Source organism: Bacillus sp. 196mf (genome assembly GCF_003217275.1).
Classification (GTDB): domain Bacteria; phylum Bacillota; class Bacilli; order Bacillales; family Bacillaceae_G; genus Bacillus_A; species Bacillus_A thuringiensis_S.
This window is the reverse complement of sequence record NZ_QJTG01000013.1, coordinates 60,942-80,121: the sequence shown is the minus strand read 5'-3', so window position 1 is coordinate 80,121 and position 19,180 is coordinate 60,942. Positions and strand designations below refer to the sequence as shown.

Below are 19,180 nucleotides of genomic sequence, written 5' to 3'. Positions count from 1 at the left end.
TGATAAAACATGTGGAAGTTTATATTACGGAGATTTTTAGTGATGATCCCGCAATTATTCGTGTTAAGTATACTTGTCTTTCTACTAGCTAAAGCAATGCCAGGCGATGCCTTAACCGGCAGAGCAATGAATCCAAAAGCGGATCCAAAAGTAATTGAAGAACAACGTGAAAAGCTTGGATTAAATGACCCAGTTACAACACAATATGTTCGCTGGATTAAAAATGCAGTCCAAGGTGACTTCGGTATTTCCTATGCACACAAAATGAAAGTAACCGAGTTAATTGGAGAACGCCTTGGAAATACAGTATCTTTAGCACTTGTTATTCTTATTCTTACTTATTTAATTGCCATACCACTAGGAGTTATAAGTGGGCGGTGGAATGATACATGGGCTGATCGACTCATTACCATTTACAACTATCTAGGTTTTGCTACACCACTATTTATATTTGCACTCGTTATGCTCTTCCTATTCGGATTTAAGTTTGCAATATTCCCAACCGGCGGTAGCGTAGATCCTCAAGTTGCAACAGGAACATTTGCTTACTATTTAAGCAAATTAAATCACATGCTACTACCAGCTTTATCAGGGGCATTAATTGCAACAGTTGGTACTGTTCAATATTTACGAAGCGAAATTATTGATACGAAACATAAAGACTTTGTGCGTACAGTAAGAGCAAAAGGTGTTCCAGAATCAAAAATCTATTCTAGACATATTTTACGCAATTCATTCTTACCAATTGCAGCCTTCTTAGGCTATGAAATTACAGGATTAGTTGGCGGTGCCATCTTCTTAGAAAGTATTTTTAGCTATCCAGGAATTGGACAACTATTTATACAATCTATTTCTCAACGTGATTTTAGTGTAATAACTGCACTCGTTATGTTTACTGGATTTGCAACGTTACTTGGAACTCTCCTTTCAGATATTATTCTAAGCATCGTCGATCCACGTATTCGTATTGATTAATGGAGGTGAAGAAACATTATGTTAGCAAAACCCGAAAAACAAACTGAAGTTATTCATTACGAAAAAAGCCCTTCCGGTTTCTCTATTATGTGGCGAGAACTTCGTAAAGATAAATTAGCAATGTTTTCACTTTTTTTCCTAGCAATTTTATTACTAGCAGTCTACGCAACATCTTTTATTATGAAACAAGAAGATATTGTACGAGTTGATTTATTCGCTATTTATGCTCCTCCCTCTGCTGAACATTGGTTAGGAACAGATTACGGAGGACGCGATATTTTCGGTCAACTTATTATTGGTACACGTAACTCATTTACAATTGGATTAGCAATTACTATTCTTTCTTGTTTAATTGGTCTTTCAATTGGATTAATTGCCGGTTATTTCGGAGGAACTATTGATAATATCATTATGCGCGTTATCGACTTTGTTATGGTTTTACCATTTTTAATGCTTGTAATTGTATTTATTACACTTGTTCCTACGTTCAATATTTTCACTTTCATTTTAATTATGAGCGTGTTCTTATGGACAGGAAAAGCCAGATTAATTCGCTCAAAAGTATTAACTGAAAAAGAACTCGATTATGTCTCTGCATCTAAAACTTTAGGAACACCAAACTGGAAAATCATTCTTTTCCAAGTACTACCTAACTTAAGTTCAATTATCATTGTTAGCGTTACATTAAATCTTGCTGGAAACATCGGTATTGAATCTGGTCTAACTTTCTTAGGATTTGGTCTACCAGAAAGTACACCAAGCCTTGGTACACTTGTTAGTTATGCTAGAAATCCAGATGTATTACAAGAGAAATGGTGGATTTGGTTACCCGCATCAATCATGATTTTAACATTGATGCTGTGTATAAATTTTATTGGTCAAGCGCTACGCCGTTCGGCCGATGCAAGACAAAGAAAGGGATAAGGGGTGGAAGAAATGACAAATAAGCCAAAGTTTTTCAAAGTATTAAGTACACTTGCAGTTTCAACATTACTACTTTCAGCATGTGGGGGCAGTGGTGGTAGTGAAAAAACGAGCAGCACAAAAAAAGTAGATACAAATAAATTTAGTGCATCTGTTAAAAATGATAAAAAGGAAATTAAAGATGGTTCATTAACATATGGTCTTGTTTCTAACACACCATTTGAAGGACTTTTAAATTTCGCTGTATATGAAGGAGATCCTGATAACCAAGTCATTACAATTTTCGATGAATCTTTATTATCAAATGACGAAAACTGGGAATACACAAATGATGGCGCTGCTACATATGAAATTTCTGCAGATAAAAAGACAATTACACTAAAAATCAAAGATAATGTAAAATGGCATGATGGAAACCCTGTTACTGCTGAAGATTTAGAATACTCTTATCTAGTGATTGGTAGTAAAAAATATGCCGGTTCTCGCTATGACACTCAAATGCAAATGATTGAAGGTATGGAAGATTACCACAATGGAAAAGCCGAAAAAATTTCAGGTATAAAGGTAACGGATCCAAAAACAATTTCGATTACATTTAAAGAGCCGAATCCTTCAGTGAAAACTGGGCTTTGGGCATACCCTCTTCATAAGAAATATTTAGGAGATGTACCAATCGATAAATTAGCAGAATCTGATAAAATTCGTAAAAACCCAATTGGTTTCGGACCTTTTAAAGTGAAGAAAATTACTCCAGGAGAATCTGTTGAATTTGAACGTTTTGATGATTATTATGGTGGAAAACCAAAACTGAAAAGTATGGTTTTAAAAGTTGTTAACCCTTCCGTTGTTAACGCGTCCTTAAAAAATGGTGATATTGACATTGCTGAAGTAAGTGCAGATCAGTATCCAAATGTAAGTAAATTAAAAAATGCACAATTAGTCGGTAAAACCGATTTATACTATAGTTATATCGGCTTTAAATTAGGCCATATGGATAAAGAAAAAGAAGAAGTAGTGATGGATAAGGATAAGTTTAAAGATGTTCGTGTACGTCAAGCAATGGCTTATGCTATTGATCGAAAAGAAATTGGCGAAAAATTATATCACGGCCTACGTTATCCGGCTAACTCACCAATCCCACCATCTCTACCAAAATATCATAACAATAAAATTGGTGCCTATGATAAAGATGTAGAGAAAGCTAAAAAGTTATTAGATGAAGCTGGCTATAAAGATACGAACGGAGATGGATTCCGTGAAGATCCGAATGGTAAAGAATTTAAAGCTAATTTCTTATCAATGAGTGGTAGCGATGTGAGTGAACCACTTGCAAAATTCTTTATTCAATCTTGGAAAGACATCGGCCTAAAAGTAGAACTTCTTGATGGTCGCTTACACGAATTCAACTCATTCTACGATATGATTAAAAAAGATGATCCAAAGGTTGATCTTTTCGCTGCTGCTTGGGGAACTGCATCTGATCCAGACCCTTCTGGTATTTGGGCTAAAAATGCAGCGTTCAATTACACACGTTGGGCTACTGACAAAAACACAGAATTATTAAAACAAGGTATTTCTCCAAAAGCTGCTGATGAAAAGTACCGTAAAGATGTCTACGATAAATGGCAAAAATTAGTTCATGATGAAGTACCATTAATTCCACTTCATTATAAATTTGACCTAAAAGGTGTAAATAATCGCGTAAAAGATTACAAATATACACCAGAAGATCAATATAAGTGGGGTAAAGTTAGCGTAACGAGCGATAAAGCAGAAACAGAGAAATAATAAAATAGCTCCTGGCACTGAGATACATGCCAGGAGCTATTTTTTATTTACAATCCTTTTCTTACTATTTATAACAACCAATTCCTTCCCTACTATAAAATCAAAAAATTTGATGAAACACCTTTATTAAAACAGCTAACGTAACAGATGCAGCAAATCCTCCTAGACAAATTAAGCTTACCCCTTGACTATATGACAAATTTTGAAATGATTTCATTGCTTCCATCCTCCCTATCTCCCCTTTGATACTTTTATTTTACCAATGGGAAAAATTTCATAACATCGATTTCTCTAACAACTAACTTACAAATTTGTAAGTTAACATCTTTTCAACTTATATATCTAGTATTTCCACAAATAAGAGTTCTTTATACATAAAAAAGACCTCAGTTATACTAAGGTCTTCATTACATTCTATTTTATTTTATAATCATCATCGGACATTTCACTCGTTTTGCTATTTTATGACTTACACTACCAAGTACCATTTCTTGCAGTGTATTTAGCCCTCTGCTTCCGGCGATAACAAGATCTATATCTCCTGTATTTACATATTGAACAATTGTATCTCCAGGATCACCATGTAATATCGTAATTGTATAAGATATGTTCTCTTTCTTTAATAAAACTTCAATCTCTTTTAATTTATCTTTTCGACTAGCCGATATTGTTTCTAAATCTGTTTGACCTTGTATAATATCTGATTTTGCCGTTCTATTATCTACTACGTACACAACTTCAACATTTGTTTCTGCGCTACATTTCGCAATATATGTTGCATGTTCCGCTGCTCGAAGTGCATGTTCAGAACCGTCACATGCTAATATAATTTGTTTGTACATATGCTGAATCCCCTTTTCGTTATCCTACTCGTATTATATAATAAAGCCTCCTAAAAAGGAGGCTTTTAACTAGCAATTCTTTTATTATAAGTAGCTAAATTTGCAACAAGTTTTGAGCTACGTTCATTTAATCCTGTTATACTTACTTTCACACCACTTTGCTCATACTTTATGATAACTTTATCAATTGATGCCACCGCTGAATCATCCCATACGTGCGCATGAGTAAAATTCATTTCAATTTCTTTTACATCTTCATTAAATGAAAAATTATTTATGAAATCGGCTGTGGATGCAAAGAAAAGTTGACCGTGAATTTCGTATATTTTCTTATTTTCAATATATAAATGTTTCACGTGAATCTTTGCCATATTGAATGCAAATAACACCGCACTAATTACTGTTCCGATAATTACACCTAATGCTAAGTTATGTGTAATTAGGACAATCACAGCTGTTACGATCATAACAAATGCGTTTCCTTTTGGTACTTTATGAATCGTTGTTACAGAGTTCCAATCAAACGTTCCGATTGAAACCATAATCATAACTGCAACTAAAGCTGCCATCGGAATATGAACGACATAATCTCCTAAAACGAATAGTAATACGATTAAAAATCCGCCCGCTACAAATGTTGATAGGCGACCTCGTCCACCTGATTTAATATTAATAACAGATTGGCCGATCATTGCACATCCTGCCATTCCTCCGAAAAATCCAGCAACGATGTTTGCGATCCCTTGTCCGCGTGCCTCTTTATGCTTATTACTTTCTGTATGCGTCATATCATCTAAAACTGAAGCTGTTAATAAAGACTCTAGTAAACCAATGATTGCAAGCATAACTGCATAAGGTAAAATAATCCCTAATGTTTCTAATGTAAATGGCACATCAGGAATACTAAAGAACGGTAATTCTTTCGGCAGGCTTCCCATATCCCCTACTGTTTTCAACTGTAATCCGCTCATAAGTGCAATACTCGTCACAATAATAATTGAAATAAGCGTAGAAGGTACAACCGTTGTAATACGTGGAAATAAATATATAATTGCAAGTCCTAATACAACGAGTGCATACATTTGCCAAGTTGCATTTTTAAAATGCGGTAATTGCGCTGTAAAAACTAAAATTCCAAGTGAATTTAAAAAACCACTCATAACAGATTTCGGAACAAACTTCATAAATGAGCTCAGTTTGAACACGCCAAAAATAATTTGGACGATACCTGTTAATATTGTTGTAGCAAATAAATATTGCAAACCATGATCTTTAACAAGCGTTACCATTAATAATGCCATTGCACCTGTTGCAGCTGAAATCATTCCAGTTCTTCCGCCAACAAATGAAATGGTAACTGCAATACAAAAGGCTGCGTATAGTCCAACTGTTGGATCCACGCCTGCAATAACAGAGAAGGCTATCGCTTCAGGGATTAATGCTAAAGCAACGACAATTCCTGATAACACGTCCCCTCTCACATTAGAAAACCAGTCATTTTTTATCATTTGAAACAAAATACCACTCCTCTACTCCTTTATAATTTGATTTTCTCCATAAGAAAATCTAGCCGACTGCACGAAAGCTATTATATAACGAGTAGAAGATTTTTTGCTATGTAAAAGTTTCCTAAAGAAAAAGACGCTACCTTAGTAGCATCTTTTCTCATTTCATTAATGTCCACCGTGTCCTTGACCACTTTCCTGAACAATTTCTAACCTCTCATCTAGTATTCCTTGTGTTTCAAATGAAATATCACTCGTACTTCCTAATAAGAAACCGTGATTATATGGTCCAAGTGTTGGATCATCTTTAAACTTCGGCTGAATGCTTGCAAGGAAGTCATACACTGGTTGTGAAACTTTACCTTCTTCTAATAATACAACAGGTGCGTGTTTACCCATATGTGAAAAAGGTGCCCCAGCAACTGCTAAATCTGGTGTTTTGCTTGAAACAAATGACACACCGTGACCAGGTTTTGTGAATCCCCAGCCAAATTTTGTTTTTTCATCTTTAAATTTAGCGAACGCAATCGAGTTTTCTGTAGGGGTCTCTCCACTAATACGCGTTACTTTCCCGTATTTGCTTAACTCTTTTTCTACTTCTTTTGAAACAATTTTTTCTGGCCCTAATACATATATATTTGCTTTATCTTTTCTCATCTTTAATGCCTCTATTGTCGCTTCTGGCACTTTATTCTTTTCTGTATAGAGTAGTGGTTCCGGCATATGAGAAATCCAATTTACAGCGGGTGTTGTATATAAACGTCCTTCTTCTGCAGATGAACCGATAATAACACTATTTGGATAGCTTCCTGTTATATCGGCATACTCCTTATCAACATCTTTCGCAAATATAGCTGGGTCCGTTTCTTTTATTTGTTTTACTTTATAACCTTTTAATTGTTCAAGCGCGCTAGTACCTACATCCCCCATCACCATAATTTGTGTTCCATCTTTCGTTCCGATTGGATTTAATCGTTTTATTTCTTTTAACGTCATTTCCGGTATCTTTTCTTTTTCTATAAATAAAATCGGCCCGTTATTCGGATGATGAATAAGGTCTGCACTCGCAATACCTAATTGCCACTCGCTTGCTGGTACTAAAATAACAGCACCCGGCTGGTTCTCTTTATGGGTTGCTGGCCATATCGTTTGCGAAGTTAACACTGCCATTTGCAGGGGATCATTTGTATTTAACCTCGTCACATTTTTTAAACTTGTCGTTAATAAATCATACGATTCCCCTTCGTTCATTTCTTTTGGTGCCGTTACCTCCTGATTCATTTTCATTTCCTTTTGCTCTGTTTTTTTCTCTTTTGTAGATTCATGGTTTTTATGGTCTGTATTCGTTTGTCCGCATGCAGCAAGACCAACTGCTGTAATTATTGTTATCCCAAAAATTCGGGTCATTTTTTTCATTATACCGCCTCCGTATTAATCATTTTTGAGCCAATATGATTACCTAAAATGTAATTTCAACTCCACAATAACAAGCAATTCTGAAGAAATTATGCAGACACATCATAATCTGCACCATTTCTTCATGATTTTGCATTACACTTTAAGTAACGATTATAAATATGGAGGGCTCTCTATGATTGATATACTGCTCGTAGACGATGAACCGAGAATGCTTGAATTATTAACGCTTTATCTTACCCCAATTGGATATAACTGCGTATGTGCGACTTCAGGAGAAGAAGCTATTTTACATATAGAAAATCGAAACTTTAAATTTGTTTTACTCGATATTATGATGCCAAAGATGGACGGATGGGAAACGTGCAAAAAAATCCGATCTTTTAGTAACATTCCTATTATTATGGTTACAGCTCGTGATCAAACAGTAGATGTCGTTCAAGGATTAAAACTTGGAGCCGATGATTACGTAACGAAACCTTTCCATGAAGAAGAACTTTTCGCAAGAATTGAAGCCGTTTTAAGACGTACAAATGAACATAAACAAATCCAATATCACGGTATTGTATGGGATGAAACAAAACACTTCGTTTCTGTCCATAATGAAGAACTCCTTCTCACACCAATTGAATTTTCTTTACTCGGATTATTTTTACGCCATGTGAACTACGTATTAAGCCGTGATCAGCTCATCGAACGAATTTGGGGGTTAAACACAAATACAGAAGATCGCACAGTCGATTCACATATTCGTAATTTACGTGATAAATTGCGAAAAGCAAATTTCCCTATTGATTACCATTTAAAAACTGTTTACGGAGTCGGATATCGATGGGTTGATACTCTAGATTAAGGAGCAAAGCAATGAAGCGAATTTCTATTCAGCTCGGATTTTATTTTTTGATTGTTACACTTTTAATCGAAAGTGTTCTATTTGTCTCGCTTTATTATAGCCTTGTCAACAATAGAGTAAATGAAGAAATGACAGCTTTATTAAAGCGCGGAAATAGTCACAGAGATGTCCTTGAAAAGTATTTTGATAAGCAAACAATCTCCCATGTTGCACTAATGGAATCCGAAGCCGAAACTACTGTTGTTATTACAAATGCAAATAAGGAGGTACTAGCTAAATCCAATGAAATAAATACTACTATAAAAAAGCATATTGAAAAGATGCAAACACGGACAGATCATGACGGAGCAATTATAGAGAATCATTGGAAAACATCTAATTATATATGTACAGTTAGCCCCATTGTAGTGGCTGGAAAAACGGAAGGATACGTATATATGTTTCTCGGGACGGAATCAATCGAGGAAATGGTTAACGGGCTAACAAGACAATTCATTATTGCCGGAGTCATTACGTTTCTACTAACAGCCATCACCATCTTTCTATTATCACGTTTGTTAACAAAACCATTGTTACACATGAAACATGCAACTGAAAAAATGAGTAAAGGCGATTTGTCCGTTTCGTTAACAACTACTCGAAATGATGAAATTGGTGAACTAGCATCATCTATTCAAACGCTCGCAAATGATTTACATTATATGAAAACAGAGCGAAGTGAATTCCTAGCAAGTGTTGCTCACGAATTACGAACACCGTTAACATACGTAAGAGGTTATGCTGACATTGCTTTAAAAGAAAGCACCTCTCCTGAACAACGTTTACGATATTTATCGATTATAAAAGATGAGTCTGATTACATTACAAACTTAGTTCAAGATTTATTTTCACTTGCACAAATGGAACAACATAACTTTTCTATTCAAGTAAAGGAAGTGCATTTACACACCTTCCTTACTCGCATAGCTGAAAAAGTAAACGCCATGTATAAAGAAAGATACATTAAAGTTTCTTTCTCTTGTTCTCCTACACTGCTAGTAAACTTAGATGAACAGCGATTTGAACAAGTTATAGTAAACATTTTAAATAACGCTTATAGACATTCAAAAGAACATTCTCATATAAACATTTCTATTACAGAAGAACATAAACGTATCTCCATTACAATTGAAGATGAAGGCGAAGGTATCCCGCCTGAAGACCTCCCTCACATTTTCGACCGCTTTTATCGTGTTGATAAAGCTAGATCACGAGCTACAGGTGGAACTGGTTTAGGACTATCTATCGTGAAGGAAATTGTAGAGCTACACGGCGGAAATATTACAGTAACGAGTGAAGTCAATCACGGGTCTTGCTTTATAATTTCATTACCATCTATAAAGAAACACGACTATCATCAGTAGTCGTGTTTCTTTATCCCGCATTAACGGGCAGTAAGACCCCTACATCAAAATTCAGCGGAAGCAAAGAAGTTAGGTGGGGGATCAACTGCCCGTAAAAGCCCGATTGGTTCAACTAATAATCAGTGGGAGATGAACAAAACCCCCACTGATTAAAGTTTCACTTTATCATTTTACTTTATAATATAAATTTACAAATTGCCCAAAACGTTTCGTATCCGTTAAAGTTAAATTAATTTCTGGATTCTTTTCTTTAAATAATGGAACACCCGAGCCTAATATATGCGGTGTAATCGTAACAATATATTCATCAATTAGATTATTTTTAAAGAATTCTCTCAGTAGCTCTCCTCCACCAACCATCCATATTTTAGATCCTTCTTGTGCTTTTAACCTTTTTGTAAACTCCACTACATCTTCATTTACAAACTCTACATGTCCGTTCGTGCCTTTTTCTGAATTAGAAAACACATAACATTTTTTATCTAAATACGGGAATGTCTCTGTATGCTCTACTACATAATCGTACGTTCTCTTTCCCATTATTATTGTATCAATTGTTTCATACATTTCTGTATAACCGTTATCTCCCTCTCCTTCCGTTTCCATTAACCACTCTAAATCATCATTTTCTTTCGCAATATACCCATCTAAGCTCGCCGCTATAAATAAAACTATTTCACGTGACATATCTTTTCCTCCTTGCATCTCATCTTGATAACATATGATGTAAACAATATACTAACAATAAAACATGACAATTTATGTCATGTTAAAAAGAAAAAAGGTGATACATTTGTCAAAAGCTAAACGCTTATTAGATATTCTTATATTTGCTTCTGCAAAAAAAGCATTTACAGCTCAAGAAATAGCCGATGAATTTAATATTTCCGTTCGTACTGTCCATAGATATATTTTAGATTTAAGTGATATAGGATTACCCATTTACGCTGAACAAGGTCGCAACGGAGGATATAAAGTATTAACAACTAGGGTCATTCCACCTATCTTATTTACCGAAGAAGAAGCAGTCTCCATCTTTTTTGCCTTTCAATCTTTAAGCTACTACAGAGACTTACCTTTTAACACAGAAATAAATTCCGTTACACATAAACTATATAGCTCCCTACAACATGATGCGAAAGCGAAAGTTGATAAAATACGTTCTTATATCGCCTTTTGGAATCCGAAGAGAACAATTGAGACCCCACTTTTAAACGAAGTGTTAACAGCGGCTATTGAAAATAAAAATTTACACTTTCAATACGAATCTAAATCAGGGATAAAAACAAAACATGTTCATCCGATTGGTGTATATGCTCACGACGGGTTATGGTACTTACCGTCCTATGACTTCGGTAGAAAAAAAGTATTACTGTATCGCGTTGATCGTGTTCTCTCAATATTATCGATGGAAGAAAATACAGATACATTCATGAATTTAGAAGAGTGGTTTGCCTCTAACTCTAACGTAGTACACAATCCTACTCAGTTACATGTTTTACTGACAACAGAAGGCGTACGCCAATGTAAAAGCGTTCCTTATCTTGAGGAATTCGTTATAGTAAACGAGGATGGGACAGGATATATAAATTCAACAATTAATAAAGGTGAGATTAACTTTATTACTCCTTTATTTTATAGACTTGGAAAAGATGCAAAAGTTTTAGAACCGAAAGAATTGACAGATGGTTTACTTATACGTGCGAAAGAAATTTTACATATGTATGAAGACGAAAAAAGCTGCTAAATATAAGCAGCTTTTTTCTTCGATTTGTTTCTATTATTTTGATTGTTGACGAATATCGAACCACCAACGATTTTTCTCATTCATATTCTCAGTGCCACTAGACCCACTGTAACGGAAAGCATCAAGGAAGATTGAATCTATCTTATCCTCATCTACAAAATAACCTAGATTAACCTTCACAGTTTGTCCTGGTGTGATACTGCCAATATTGTAAAAGCTTTTCCCATCTCCGTGAGGCTCTAAATAATCAACTTCTCCCGTCATAATACGCGTTGCATCCATTCCCTCTTCTTTAGCGTATTTCCATGCATTCCCTTCAAATTTAAGCTGCTTTATGGATGGATGCATATAGATTTCTTCTGTTGCCTGTTTACCAATATTTCTCACTGTTGTTGTTAAATAGACAAATTTAACATTAACTAATTTCGAATCTACTAATGTATCAATTGAATCTTTACCATTCCCTAGTTTATATTCATCTCGTCTGTACGATAGTAATTTTCCCATCTGATCTAAAGCCTTATTCTTGCTTAATATCTCTAGGCCAAGTTCATTAAAATTCTCTTGTTTAAAATCTTTAATTGAATCAAAGACTTCAACTTTTTCTATCACATATTCAATTTGGCTGTTATCCATAGATATCGTTACTGGAACCTTTTGTCCTATATGAAATAGTCGTTTACTATCTTTTTTCAATGGAATCACCTTATTTTCTTTCGGTTCAGCTGCTTTGGTAAAGCGATTTTCATCATAATCTGCTATATATGATGCCTTTTCTTTTGACGTAGGCTCAAGTGAAATACTCCCTAACACATCTATCATTTGTTCTTCGTTTACATCGGATCCAATATAACTTTCTAACATAATCCCTTCTTTCTCAAAAAAGAGAAAGACCTTTCTGTCAAACATTACGTTGTTGTTTCCAGTTTCTTTATGGACAATTACTGCTTTCCTGCCATTTATCTCTTTTTCTTCATAACTTTTTGAATATAAAGTTTGAAAATCCGCATTTTCTCCCACTCTCGAAAGAACGAATGAAAACCCGCCCATTGCGTCGTTATCTTTAAATGAATATTTCATAGCACTATCATCGATTGCTTCCATATTTTCTGGCAATTTACCTATTTTCAGCTTATACCACTTATCACTCTTTTTTGAGTCCTTATTTTTTACCGACACATTTACTTCGTAATTTTGTTTTTGAACAATCATATTATAGACTTTCACTGCACCAAAAACAGTTGTTGGCATACCAATTAATAAACAGGCAGCAGCGATTAACATACGATGTCTTTTACGCTTTTTCTGTGGTCGCTCGCCTCTCAGCTTCATTTCTTCCATAAACAATTTCTTTTTGCGCGTATATGTATGTGAAAATTCATGTTGTTCTTCGAGTTTATCAAAATCATCTAAAGCAATTTTTTCAGCAAGTTCATATATTTCTTTGGAGTTCTTTGAATTCGTCATGTTGTATACCTCCTATCATATTTTGGACTCGTTTTCGAGCACGCTCAAACTGCTTGCGGACATTGGCCTCCGTTATCCCCATGACACTTGAAATTTCTTGATACGTTAAGTTATAGAAGACTTTATACTTAAACACCTGTCTATTAGACTCATTTAACTCTTTTAACAATGCATCAATTTGAAACTCGGACATTACACGTTTTTCCCACTCTTCAATATTTTCATCTACTGTTTCTGTTGATTCTCTTTCATATTCTTCTAAAAATGTTTCATGTCGTCTATTTTTCCGATAGCTATCAATCGCCTTGTTTTTCGCAACCCTAAAAATGTAGCGTTTAAGCTCTTCAGTACTCAAGCTATGGAGCTTTTCCAAGTTCTTATAAAGAGTAATAAACGTCTCTTGAACCGCATCTTCAGCCTGTTGAATATTATTTAAAATAGAATAAGCTACATAATAAATTTTTTGTTCATACAACTCATATAGCTCTTCCATCTTTTCATAATCGTTGTTTGTAACTTTCATATAATTCCTCCTCTCACTCTATATAACGAATGAGCACTGTAACTTTGTGACACTGCAAAATCTTTTTATAGATAAAATTTAATAATAGAATAAGCAAAAGCCCAATTTCTCTATTGTAACTAAGAAATTGGGCTTTTTAATATTAGAATTTTCCTGACTGTATCTCTAAGAAAAATTCTTTTACACCTTTTCAATATGCAGTATTTGCTCTATCGCTTCTTTTAACAAATTCTTTGTCTCTTCAAAGTTATGATTCTTCTTTTCCTCCGTTTGCACCGTATAAAACTCAGCAAACGAACGCTCTTTATATCTTGGTACGACATGCATATGGTAATGTGTTAACTCGTTAAATACTCCACCATTTTGACAAACTGTAATTCCATCTGGTTTATATAATGCCTTAATCGCTTTTGCAATCAGCTTAGAAGCATCCATAATTGATCTTGCTACAACGTCATCTAATTCGTCTACTTCTACAACATGCTGCTTTGGCACAATTAAAGTATGTCCTGGGTAGAAAGGCGCATGATCTAAAAAGCAAGTTACATAATCATCTTCATATACTTTATATATTTTTTTCTCTTCGTTTGCTAATTTACAACCTAAACAGTCCACTACACTTTCCCCTCTTTCTAAAAACATAAAAACGTGAGAATACGGCTCTCACGTTTTTATGTTTCATTTTATTAGTTCAATTGTTTCCGTAACTTTTATACTATCTTTTACAGATTGAACAATCGTGCAATTTTTCACTGCAAGCTGCAATGCTTTGTCCAACTGCTCTTCTGTAATGTTTTCCGCTTTAATTTTATAGTGCAAATGAACACTTTCAACTGGTTTGGATAAAGCTTCACTTCTACCAATTTCAGTTTCGATCGTAAACGTATCGTATGTAATACGTTTCTTTTCTAAAATTGTTCGAAAGACAATTGCACTACATCCTGCGATAGAAGAAACGAGTAATTGTAACGGTGAATACCCGTTTTCTTTTCCAATCGCTAATTGAGCGTACGATAAATCTGCCTTTATATCATCGTGTTTGATTGTTAGTTTCATTTGTTTTGTCCATCTCCACTTTCATCGGTTTCTGCTGTTTCTTACTCATATAATAATAATATATATAGCAGAAAATGATAAATGGAATACCGCAGTATAACGCCATTCTTTGTTCAGGAATAAACGCTAAACTAATAACAACGATGCTATTTGTAATTAAAGCTAAAATTGGAACAATCGGATATAGTGGTGTTCTATACTTTAAGTCCTCTAACTTTCCTCCGCCTTTTATATACTGACTTCTAAAGCGAAGTTGCGATAAAGCAATAATGATCCAACTTGAAACAGCCGATAAACCAGCTATCGATAATAAGTACATGTATACTGTATCTTCTGCAAGGAAACTTGTGAATAGAGATAATCCAGCTACCGCAATCGTTACGACTAGCGCTGTAATTGGAATACCACGCTTATTTACTTTCTGGAAGGAAGTTGGTGCCATTCCTTCATTTGCAAGTGACCATAATATACGTGTCGCTGCATATAATCCAGAGTTCGCTACAGATAATAACGCAGTAATAATAACGAAGTTCATAATATCAGCTGCATATGGAATACCGATTTTATCAAATACAACTACGAATGGACTTTCAATTACGCCTGCTTCTTTCCAAGAAATTAATCCTACTAAAATTGTCATTGTTAAAATGAAGAATAACATAATACGCCATACTGTATTACGGATCGCACGTGGAATTGTTTTTTCTGGATTTTCACTTTCTCCCGCTGCAATTCCGATTAACTCTGTTCCTTGGAACGAGAAGTTAACTGTAATCATTGTAAGTAATACGGCAGCTAGTCCATTTGGGAAAAGTCCACCATCGCTTACAAAGTTAGAGAAAAGAGGTGCTGCTTCTTTTCCGTCATATGATATAAATCCTAATAATGCACTACCACCAAGAACAACAAATGCAAGGATTGTAATTACTTTAATACTAGAAAACCAAAATTCTAATTCGGCATAACTTTTCGCCGAAATTGCGTTTGAAGCATATAAAACAACGCCGAATACAAGGCACCATACCCAAACATCAACATTTGGAAACCATCTTTTCATCATTAAACCGATTGACGTTAATTCTAGTCCTACTGTTACTGCCCAGCCAAGCCAGTATAACCAGCCGATCATAAAGCCCGTTCCTGGTCCAATAAACTTCGTCGCATACTTTTGGAAAGAACCTGAAACTGGCATTGCTACCGTTAACTCTCCAAGACAAAGCATTGTTAAATACATAATAAATCCGCCTACTAAATATGAAAGGATGGCTCCCCCTGGTCCAGCCTGATTAATAGTGTAACCTGAACCTAAGAAAAAACCAGTTCCGATTACACCACCTAGTGCGATCATAAATAAATGTCTACTCTTCATCGTACGATGTAATTTCTCATTCGTTGGTTGCTGCATCTAAATCCTCCCCCTACCATACCCCTATGTCTTGTTAAAATTTTCTGATAATAAAAATATACACGAAAGCGATTACATTTTCTATATAAAATTAAAACTTTTCTGATAAAATAATATAAAAAATCTAATTATTGCAAGATTCAGATTCTATTTAGAGGAAAATAAGGATAAACAAGGAAAAAACCCTTACATATATTGTAAGGGTTAACGAAGTTCTAATCTTCTCGATAAAATTGATAAACTATAATTTACGATAAAATACATACAAGCAACTACTATAAACGTCGGAATCATATAATTTACATTTTGCCCGCTAATAATTTGAGCATTATGAATAAGCTCTGGTAGTGATATAACGACTGCTAGCGCTGTATCTTTCAGCAATGAAATAAACTGACTGACAAGTGGCGGGACCATTCTTCTTAATGCTTGTGGCAAAATAATATGCCACAGCGCTTGAACATACGTTAATCCGGAAGACCTCGCTGCTTCGATTTGCCCTTTTTCGATAGATAATAGACCACTTCGAACAATTTCAGATATCATTGCAGCTTCAAATATTGTTAAAGCAACAATTGTAGCTGTTATAATTTCTAATTTCAAGCCTGCTTCTGGAAGTGCAAAATACGTGAAAAATATAATTAACAGTAGTGGTAAGTTTCGAATCACTTCAACGATAATTCCTAATATTTGTGAGACGACAGGTATTTTCGTGTAGCGCAATATTCCTATTACACTACCGATAATAAAGCTAAGTACAATTGCTACGAGCGCTACCTCTAACGTTATAAGTAATCCTTTTAATAAAAATAGAATATGATCCCCTGTAATTGCCCCCTTAAAATCCATTTACACCGCCTCCTTTGCCAAGCGTTTTTCTAAATAACGCACTAGCATACTGAGCGGAATTGTTAATATTAAATAAAACATCCCGACAAATATATAAACATCAAACGTAACAAACGTCTTCGTTGAAATTAAATCTCCTTGATACATTAAATCAGTACCAGCGATAATTCCGAGTATGGAAGAGTTTTTTACTAAATTGAGAAATTGATTTCCTAGAGGAGGAATTACGATTTTCATCGCTTGAGGTAAGACAACATAATACATCGCCTGTACATACGTTAACCCTGAAGACCTTGCTGCTTCCATCTGACCTTTCGCGACTGATAGAATACCAGCGCGAATGACTTCCGCAATAAAAGCTGCCGTATATACCGTAAGCGTAACTGTTCCTGCTACAAAACCATTTAAAGTAATTCCTATTACAGGTAAAGCAAAATAAAATATAAATGCAATTAATACGAGTGGAATATTTCTTACAAACTCTACAAAAGCTGATCCTACCCAATTTAAAATACGAATCGGTGCAATACGCATTACCGCCAAAATTACTCCTAAAATAAAGCTTCCTATTAATGCAATTACACTAGACATAACTGTATACTTAAAGCCTTCTAAATACATATCAATGTTATTCGTTAGTATAGAAAAATCAGGCACATATTCTCCCCTCTTTCTTTACAAGAAGAGGATGAGCATCCCTCATCCTCTCACTCTTATTATTTATTCCAATTAAGTGTCACTTTATTTTTCTTGTTTTTGACCAATCCATTTCTCATACAATTTATCGTATTCTCCATTCGCTTTCATATCTTTTAGCAAGCTATTAATCTCTTTCGTTAAATCATCTGCACCTTTTTGCACTGCAATTCCGTACGGTTCATCCGTGAAAATTTTCCCTACAACTTCATAATTTGAATCTTGTTTTGCCATGCCGTAAAGAATTGCATTATCTGTCGTTAAAACATCACCTTTTCCTGCTTTTAATGCCGTAAATGCCTCACTGTAATTTTCAAATTCTAATACAGTCGCTTCTGGTGACTTTTGACGAATGTTATTTGTAGATGTTGAGCCTTTTACAGCTAATACTTTCACACCTTGTTTTATATCATCAATACTCTTAATATTGCTTCCTTTTTTCACAAGTAACGATTGCCCTGCTTTAAAATATACATCTGAAAAATCAACTTCTTTTTTACGTTCTTCCGTAATTGTCATTGTTGCGATAATTGCATCAATATCACCATTTTTCAGTAGTGGAATACGTGTTTTAGATGTTACTTCTTTCAACTCTAGTTTCTTTTCGTCCCCAAGAATTTTTTTCGCAAGTGCCTTCGCGATATCAACATCGAATCCTTCTACTTGCCCTGTTGAAGGATTTTTTAATCCAAATAAATTCGTATCATTCTTCACCCCAACTACTAATTTCCCTCGTTTCTTAATTTGCTCAACAGCCCCGCCTTGCTTCGTATTTGTTTCCTTTGCCTCATCTTTTTTACTTCCGCATCCAGCAACAACAAGCACGAATAAACATGAAAATACGATTAAAGTAAATAACTTTTTCATTTTAAGCATGAAATTCCTCCTCTAATGATTTAGCACCCGACTTAAAAATAAACGAGCTCTTTCTTGTTCAGGATTTGCAAAAAATTGTGCCGGTGTTGTATCTTCAATAATTTGACCATCATCCATAAATAAAATCCGATCTGCTACTTCTCGTGCAAATCCCATTTCATGCGTGACAACGACCATTGTCATCCCTTCTTTAGCTAGCGTTTTCATAACATCAAGTACTTCCCCGATCATCTCCGGATCAAGAGCAGACGTAGGCTCATCGAACAGCATAATTTCCGGTTGCATCGCAAGTCCTCTAGCAATTGCTACCCTTTGCTGTTGTCCTCCGGATAATTGATGTGGATATACGTTAGCCTTCTCTGGGATTCCTACTTTCTCTAAATAAAGCATTGCTGTTTTCTCTGCTTCTTCTTTGGAAACTTTATTTACTTTAATCGGTGCTAATGTAATATTTTGCAGAACTGTTTTATGTGGGTATAAATAAAAATGTTGAAAGACCATCCCAATATTTCGCCGCAATTCATTCATGTCCGTTTTTTTATTGTGTACCTCTGTATTTTGTACAATTAATTCTCCATCTGTAATTGCCTCTAATTGATTTATACATCGAAGCAATGTACTTTTTCCTGATCCTGAAGGCCCGACAACTACTACTACTTCGCCTTTTTTCACTTGCACATTAATATTTTTCAAAACTTGAAAGTTACCATAATATTTATTTACATTACGAAATTCTATCAACATACTCCCCCCTTCCCCTAACAACGCATGTACATTCTTTTTATATTCAAAAATAGTCCCAAAAATAACTTTTAGCTTCAATTTGTCCATAAAAAAAAGCAAAGGGTTTCCCCT

General features: G+C 34.8%; 20 protein-coding genes. 6 read left to right on the top strand and 14 right to left on the bottom strand.

Annotated elements, in window-relative coordinates:
• The first annotated feature begins 9 nt into the window (after positions 1 to 9).
• Genes opp4B through opp4A form a run of 3 tightly spaced genes read left to right on the top strand, consistent with a single transcriptional unit; the run spans position 10 to position 3,687 of the window.
• The gene (opp4B, locus tag ATL10_RS18370; protein ID WP_064532045.1) at positions 10 to 975 is read left to right on the top strand and encodes an oligopeptide ABC transporter permease; all 966 of its coding nucleotides are present in this window, start codon (positions 10 to 12) and stop codon (positions 973 to 975) included.
• An 18-nt stretch (positions 976 to 993) separates the two neighbouring features.
• Positions 994 to 1,899 carry an ABC transporter permease gene (locus tag ATL10_RS18365; protein ID WP_065482183.1) on the top strand — a complete coding sequence of 302 codons (906 nt, stop codon included), beginning with the start codon at positions 994 to 996 and terminating at the stop codon, positions 1,897 to 1,899.
• A gap of 12 nt (positions 1,900 to 1,911) precedes the next feature.
• On the top strand, positions 1,912 to 3,687 hold the full coding sequence (opp4A, locus tag ATL10_RS18360) for an oligopeptide ABC transporter substrate-binding protein (protein ID WP_090978406.1): 1,776 nt from the start codon (positions 1,912 to 1,914) through the stop codon (positions 3,685 to 3,687).
• A gap of 100 nt (positions 3,688 to 3,787) precedes the next feature.
• On the opposite strand, the gene ATL10_RS18355 is transcribed toward opp4A, so the two are convergent.
• The 4 genes from ATL10_RS18355 to ATL10_RS18340 form a co-directional block, all read right to left on the bottom strand.
• Positions 3,788 to 3,904, bottom strand: a complete 117-nt coding sequence (locus tag ATL10_RS18355; protein WP_000834733.1) for a DUF4027 family protein — start codon at positions 3,902 to 3,904, stop codon at positions 3,788 to 3,790.
• 202 nt (positions 3,905 to 4,106) lie between these two features.
• Entirely contained in the window at positions 4,107 to 4,529 is a 423-nt protein-coding gene (locus tag ATL10_RS18350; protein WP_090978404.1) for a universal stress protein, read from the bottom strand.
• A gap of 65 nt (positions 4,530 to 4,594) precedes the next feature.
• On the bottom strand, positions 4,595 to 6,046 hold the full coding sequence (locus ATL10_RS18345; protein ID WP_110497304.1) for a SulP family inorganic anion transporter: 1,452 nt from the start codon (positions 6,044 to 6,046) through the stop codon (positions 4,595 to 4,597).
• A gap of 156 nt (positions 6,047 to 6,202) precedes the next feature.
• Positions 6,203 to 7,450 (bottom strand): cell wall-binding repeat-containing protein, encoded by a 1,248-nt coding sequence (locus ATL10_RS18340; protein ID WP_110497302.1) that lies wholly within the window; start codon positions 7,448 to 7,450, stop codon positions 6,203 to 6,205.
• Between the two features lie 175 nt (positions 7,451 to 7,625).
• Between ATL10_RS18340 and ATL10_RS18335 the strand changes: the two genes are divergently transcribed.
• Positions 7,626 to 8,303: a response regulator transcription factor gene (locus tag ATL10_RS18335; RefSeq protein WP_098015651.1), complete on the top strand. Its 678-nt coding sequence runs from the start codon at positions 7,626 to 7,628 to the stop codon at positions 8,301 to 8,303.
• A gap of 11 nt (positions 8,304 to 8,314) precedes the next feature.
• Positions 8,315 to 9,706 (top strand): sensor histidine kinase, encoded by a 1,392-nt coding sequence (locus tag ATL10_RS18330; protein ID WP_000822579.1) that lies wholly within the window; start codon positions 8,315 to 8,317, stop codon positions 9,704 to 9,706.
• 165 nt (positions 9,707 to 9,871) lie between these two features.
• Here the strand turns inward: ATL10_RS18330 and ATL10_RS18320 are convergent, their stop codons facing one another.
• Positions 9,872 to 10,393: a dihydrofolate reductase family protein gene (locus ATL10_RS18320; protein WP_098907896.1), complete on the bottom strand. Its 522-nt coding sequence runs from the start codon at positions 10,391 to 10,393 to the stop codon at positions 9,872 to 9,874.
• Positions 10,394 to 10,457: 64 nt separating this feature from the next.
• On the opposite strand from ATL10_RS18320, the gene ATL10_RS18315 reads away from it, so the two are divergent.
• The gene (locus ATL10_RS18315) at positions 10,458 to 11,453 is read left to right on the top strand and encodes a helix-turn-helix transcriptional regulator (RefSeq protein WP_181419331.1); all 996 of its coding nucleotides are present in this window, start codon (positions 10,458 to 10,460) and stop codon (positions 11,451 to 11,453) included.
• A 33-nt stretch (positions 11,454 to 11,486) separates the two neighbouring features.
• Here ATL10_RS18315 and ATL10_RS18310 read toward each other — a convergent pair whose 3' ends face one another.
• The 9 genes from ATL10_RS18310 to ATL10_RS18270 form a co-directional block, all read right to left on the bottom strand.
• The gene (locus ATL10_RS18310) at positions 11,487 to 12,920 is read right to left on the bottom strand and encodes a DUF4367 domain-containing protein (protein ID WP_110497298.1); all 1,434 of its coding nucleotides are present in this window, start codon (positions 12,918 to 12,920) and stop codon (positions 11,487 to 11,489) included.
• Positions 12,886 to 13,443 carry an RNA polymerase sigma factor gene (locus tag ATL10_RS18305; protein ID WP_098256332.1) on the bottom strand — a complete coding sequence of 186 codons (558 nt, stop codon included), beginning with the start codon at positions 13,441 to 13,443 and terminating at the stop codon, positions 12,886 to 12,888. The genes ATL10_RS18310 and ATL10_RS18305 overlap by 35 nt, the downstream gene beginning before the upstream one ends.
• A gap of 180 nt (positions 13,444 to 13,623) precedes the next feature.
• Positions 13,624 to 14,058 (bottom strand): HIT family protein, encoded by a 435-nt coding sequence (locus tag ATL10_RS18300; RefSeq protein ID WP_098256331.1) that lies wholly within the window; start codon positions 14,056 to 14,058, stop codon positions 13,624 to 13,626.
• 63 nt (positions 14,059 to 14,121) lie between these two features.
• Positions 14,122 to 14,499, bottom strand: a complete 378-nt coding sequence (locus ATL10_RS18295) for an OsmC family protein (protein WP_000778853.1) — start codon at positions 14,497 to 14,499, stop codon at positions 14,122 to 14,124.
• Positions 14,474 to 15,904, bottom strand: a complete 1,431-nt coding sequence (locus tag ATL10_RS18290; RefSeq protein ID WP_098256330.1) for an amino acid permease — start codon at positions 15,902 to 15,904, stop codon at positions 14,474 to 14,476. The genes ATL10_RS18295 and ATL10_RS18290 overlap by 26 nt, the downstream gene beginning before the upstream one ends.
• Before the next feature lie 204 nt (positions 15,905 to 16,108).
• Positions 16,109 to 16,753 (bottom strand): amino acid ABC transporter permease, encoded by a 645-nt coding sequence (locus tag ATL10_RS18285; RefSeq protein ID WP_000345978.1) that lies wholly within the window; start codon positions 16,751 to 16,753, stop codon positions 16,109 to 16,111.
• Positions 16,754 to 17,410, bottom strand: coding sequence for an amino acid ABC transporter permease (locus ATL10_RS18280; RefSeq protein ID WP_001112682.1), 657 nt, complete (start codon positions 17,408 to 17,410; stop codon positions 16,754 to 16,756).
• An 84-nt stretch (positions 17,411 to 17,494) separates the two neighbouring features.
• The gene (gene glnH / locus ATL10_RS18275) at positions 17,495 to 18,325 is read right to left on the bottom strand and encodes a glutamine ABC transporter substrate-binding protein GlnH (protein WP_000916477.1); all 831 of its coding nucleotides are present in this window, start codon (positions 18,323 to 18,325) and stop codon (positions 17,495 to 17,497) included.
• Between the two features lie 12 nt (positions 18,326 to 18,337).
• Positions 18,338 to 19,066, bottom strand: coding sequence for an amino acid ABC transporter ATP-binding protein (locus ATL10_RS18270; RefSeq protein WP_176543035.1), 729 nt, complete (start codon positions 19,064 to 19,066; stop codon positions 18,338 to 18,340).
• Between the last annotated feature and the right edge of the window lie 114 nt (positions 19,067 to 19,180).